The sequence below is a fragment of the Embleya sp. NPDC059213 genome, from assembly GCF_042754445.1.
Lineage (GTDB): Bacteria > Actinomycetota > Actinomycetes > Streptomycetales > Streptomycetaceae > Embleya.
The window spans coordinates 5,434-9,477 of the sequence record NZ_JBHZAV010000275.1 but is presented as its reverse complement, the minus strand read 5'-3'; the positions used below and the strand labels follow the sequence as shown (position 1 = coordinate 9,477).

Genomic DNA, 4,044 nt, shown 5'->3' with positions numbered 1-4,044 from the left:
CAGGGTGGGCCGTCGGCCCACCCGCCCTCCGCCCTTCCCCCGTCGGCTACTTGGTCGGGTCGACGGTCGGCGGGTCCCGATCCGGGCGCTCGTCCCCGGCCGGCGATTCGGCCGGCGCGTCGACCTCGGCGTCGACCACCGCGACCGCGTGCTGCTCGTCCTCGCCCTCGATCGACGCGCCCGAGGTGAGCCGCTCCTCGACCGCCGTACCCGGCTCGGCCTCGGCCTCCTCCGCGCGGTGGGGCGCGGTCGGCGCGAACGCCATCCGCCCCATCGGCGCCGTCGGCACGGCCTCGCGCGCGGGCAACATCGCCCACAGCGCTCCGGCCAGCCCGGCCGTGCCCACGCCGATCGCCGCCGCCGCCAGGGCCCACTCGGGACGCACCGTCAGCGTGCCGGACGCGCGCAACAGGTAGGCGATCGCGAGGCCGACGAAGACCGCACCCGCGATCAGCGCCATCGGGTCGAAGCGGTACCTGTTCGGCCTCATCGGGAATCGCCCTCCATCCACATCGCACTCCGGTGCCGGGTCGTTCGGGGGTCGACCGACGCGCTCATCGCGGCTCCCGCCCGTCGTCCCCGGTCAGCAACTCGACGTCGCCGACGCCGACCTTCAGGTCGAGGGTGATCGTGCCCCGTCCGGGCCCGCCGCCCTGCGCACCGGAGGTCTCCACCCGCTTGGGCCGATAGCCGTCGTCCCGACCGACCGGCGTGCGCACCTGGCCGAGGTCGGCCGAACCCTCGAACACCACCGTGACGTCCTTGGGCACCCAGACCTGGATCTGTCCGGCGCCGATCCGGGCCTGGACCCGCGCGGTGCCGCCCGGCCCGAGGTCGAGCCGACGCAGGTCGATGTCCATCGCGCCCATGCCCAGGTGGTACGAGGCGGGCAGCGCGGCGACCGTGGTGGGCGTGTAGGTGCGCTCGCCCGAGGGTCCGGTCAACGGCACGCCGATCGCGGTGATCGCGGCCAACAACGCGGTGAGCGCGAGGGCGGGCAGGATCAACAACCGGGCCCGGCCGAACCAGGTGCCCACGAGCAGACCCAGGCCCACGATGCCGAGCAGGATCGCGAGCGCGACGACGAACGACACGTCCACGGCCCCGACGTGGTCGAGCACCCACAGCAGACCACCGGCCATGGTGGCCACCGACAGCGTGGCCAGGGAGACGTACGAGCGCGGACACCTGGGCCGCTGCGGAGCCGGCGGCGGCACGGGGCGACCGTCGCCCTCGGCCGGCGATTCGGCCCCCGGCACCTGCCACCACATCGGCGGCCCGGGCACCGTCGCGCCGTCCGGCCGCACGTCGACCTGGGTCGGCGCCGGCGCCATCGCCGCGACGCCGGCCGCACCGACGGCGGCCTGCTGCTTCTTCTTCGTGTCGGACCACACCATGAACAGCACCACGGCGGTGATCATCAGCAGTGGAATGGACGGGCCGAAGCCGGAGTCCAGGTAGGTGAAGAACAAGGCGACCCCCATGACCGCGACCACGGTGGCTGCCGACGCCCCACGGTCGAACTTCCCGGAGAGCACCCGGCGCAACACCGGTTGCTCCTCACCGCGGGCCGGGATCAACAGCCAGCCCAGGCTGTACACCAGTACGCCAACCCCGCCGAAGAGCGACAGCACCGCGAACACGATGCGGAAGATCACCGGGTCGAGGCCGAAATGCTCACCGAGGCCGCCGCACACGCCCGAGACCATCCGGTCCTCGGTGCTGCGCAGGAGTTGGGGACGAATCGTCGTCGTGGGCGCCGCGGACGACCCCGCAGGGCCGCCCGGGACGTCGCCGGCCCGGTCGCCGGCCGTGGTACCGGGTTTCATGTCGTCGTTCATGAGTACATCGTGGCGCCCGCGAAGTCCGCTTCCCATCGGGCTCCGCCCTGGCGTACCCCTGGTTCCACCCTGAGAACGAATCAGGGTCGGGCCCTGATGCGTCCGGGCTCGTCCGCGTGTGACGATCGGTCGTGTGACCGCCGTATATCCACCGCCCGCCGCGCCCGTTCGGCCCGCGCAGCCGATTCCCCGGCTCCGGCGCGCCTCGTCGCACCGGCTCGCCGGCGGCGTCGCGCGCGGCCTGTCCGATCATCTGGGCGTCGACGCGCTGCTGTTGCGGATCGCCTTCGTCGCACTGGCCTTTTTCGCCGGGCTGGGGATCGCGCTCTACGCGGCGTTCTGGATCTTCGTACCGCAGGGTCGGGCGACTCCCGCCCCGCCGATCCGCGAACGCGGGCGGGAGCGGCACCAGGCGCTCGCCCTGATCATCGTGTTGATCGCGGCGACCATGCTCACCGGTGTGGGCGCGACCACGAGCGGGACCAAGGTCGGCGACTGGATCTGGCCGCTGCTGGTGGCCGGTCCCGGCGTGATCCTGTTGTGGCGCCAGGCCGACGAGTCGCAGCGCGACCGGTGGTTCTCGCTGGACGGCCGCAGCCGGGTGGCGGGCGCGCTGCGCACCTTCGTCGGCGCCGCGCTGGTGCTGGCCGGTCTGGTGTTCTTCTCGCTCGGGCGGGGCGGCATCGGCGACGCGCTGGCCGCGATGCGCGGGGCCGGCCTGCTCCTGGTCGGCCTGCTGGTCATCTTCGGCCCGTATCTGCTGCGCCAGACCCGCGAGCTGGGCGCCGAGCGCCGGGCCCGGATCCGGGCCCAGGAGCGGGCCGAGGTAGCCGCGCACGTGCACGACTCGGTGCTGCACACGCTGACCCTGATCCAGCGCCAGGTCGAGGATCCGCGCGAGGTGGCCCGGTTGGCCCGGGCCCAGGAGCGCGAGCTGCGGGCGTGGTTGTACCGCCCCGACGGCGAGGAGCCGGACCGCACCTTCGCCGCCGCGCTGCGCTCGACGGCCGCCGAGGTCGAGGACGCGCACGGCGTGTCGATCGAGGTGGTCTGCGTCGGCGACTGTCCGGTGGAGGACAAGCTGGCCGCGCTGGTGGCCGCCGCCCGCGAGGCGATGGTCAACGCGGCGAAGTACGCGGGCGGCGCGGCGATCTCGGTGTTCGGCGAGGCCGACGAGGACACGGTGACGGTCTTCGTTCGAGACCGCGGACCCGGATTCGACCCGGACACCGTGCCCGCCGACCGGCTGGGTGTGCGAGAGTCCGTGCTCGGGCGCATGCGCCGCAACGGGGGCGCCGCACACATCCGCAGCGAACCCGGCGAGGGCACCGAGGTCGAGCTGGAGATGCGCCGCGCCGAGGCCGGCCGGGCCGCTGTGGGAAGGACGAACACGTGAACGCCACCGAGAGCAGCACCGAGCACCCCGAGGGGACGGCCCGCACCCGGGTGGTCCTGGTCGACGACCACCGGATGTTCCGGACCGGCGTGCGCGCCGAGATCGGCGAGGCCGTCGAGGTGGTCGGCGAGGCCGACGACGTGGCGAGCGCGGTGGCCGTGGTCACCGAGACCCGCCCCGAGGTGGTGCTCCTGGACGTGCACCTGCCCGGCGGCGGCGGGGTCGAGGTGCTGCGCCAGTGCGCGTCGCTGATCCCGGCCGTGCGCTTCCTCGCGCTGTCGGTGTCGGACGCCGCCGACGACGTGATCGGGGTGATTCGCGGCGGGGCCCGGGGCTACGTGACCAAGTCGATCACCGGCGACGAGCTGATCCGGGCGATCGGCCGGGTCGGCGAGGGCGACGCGGTGTTCTCGCCGCGCCTGGCGGGCTTCGTGCTGGACGCCTTCGCGGCCACCGACGTACCGCCGATCGACGAGGACCTGGACCGGCTCACCCAGCGCGAGCGCGAGGTGTTGCGGCTGATCGCCCGCGGCTACGCGTACAAGGAGATCGCCCGGCGGTTGGTCATCTCGGTCAAGACGGTGGAGACCCATGTGTCCGCCGTACTGCGCAAGTTGCAGTTGTCCAACCGGCACGAACTGACCCGCTGGGCGACCGACCGTCGGCTGGTCTGAGCGAGCACCGACACCCGGCACACACGACGGCGCCCACCCCCCAAAAAAAACGCGGGCTGGGGCCGTCGTGTATGGACCTGCGGACCATTGTCCACTACCGGGAGCAAGGCCGCGACTTACGGCAACCGGACCC

At 73.3% G+C, this 4,044-nt stretch carries 4 protein-coding genes; 2 read left to right on the top strand and 2 right to left on the bottom strand.

The features are described 5' to 3' along the window. Window positions 1-46: 46 nt before the first annotated feature. Both ACFXMF_RS44755 and ACFXMF_RS44750 read right to left on the bottom strand, forming a co-directional pair. Window positions 47-490 carry a hypothetical protein gene (locus tag ACFXMF_RS44755; protein ID WP_379992692.1) on the bottom strand — a complete coding sequence of 148 codons (444 nt, stop codon included), beginning with the start codon at window positions 488-490 and terminating at the stop codon, window positions 47-49. 64 nt (window positions 491-554) lie between these two features. Further along, window positions 555-1,841, bottom strand: coding sequence for a PspC domain-containing protein (locus ACFXMF_RS44750; protein WP_379992693.1), 1,287 nt, complete (start codon window positions 1,839-1,841; stop codon window positions 555-557). Window positions 1,842-1,974: 133 nt separating this feature from the next. On the opposite strand from ACFXMF_RS44750, the gene ACFXMF_RS44745 reads away from it, so the two are divergent. Both ACFXMF_RS44745 and ACFXMF_RS44740 read left to right on the top strand, forming a co-directional pair. Next, on the top strand, window positions 1,975-3,237 hold the full coding sequence (locus tag ACFXMF_RS44745) for a PspC domain-containing protein (RefSeq protein WP_360307807.1): 1,263 nt from the start codon (window positions 1,975-1,977) through the stop codon (window positions 3,235-3,237). Continuing rightward, entirely contained in the window at window positions 3,234-3,911 is a 678-nt protein-coding gene (locus ACFXMF_RS44740; RefSeq protein WP_360307804.1) for a response regulator transcription factor, read from the top strand. Before ACFXMF_RS44745 ends, ACFXMF_RS44740 begins: the two co-directional genes overlap by 4 nt. Window positions 3,912-4,044 lie beyond the last annotated feature (133 nt).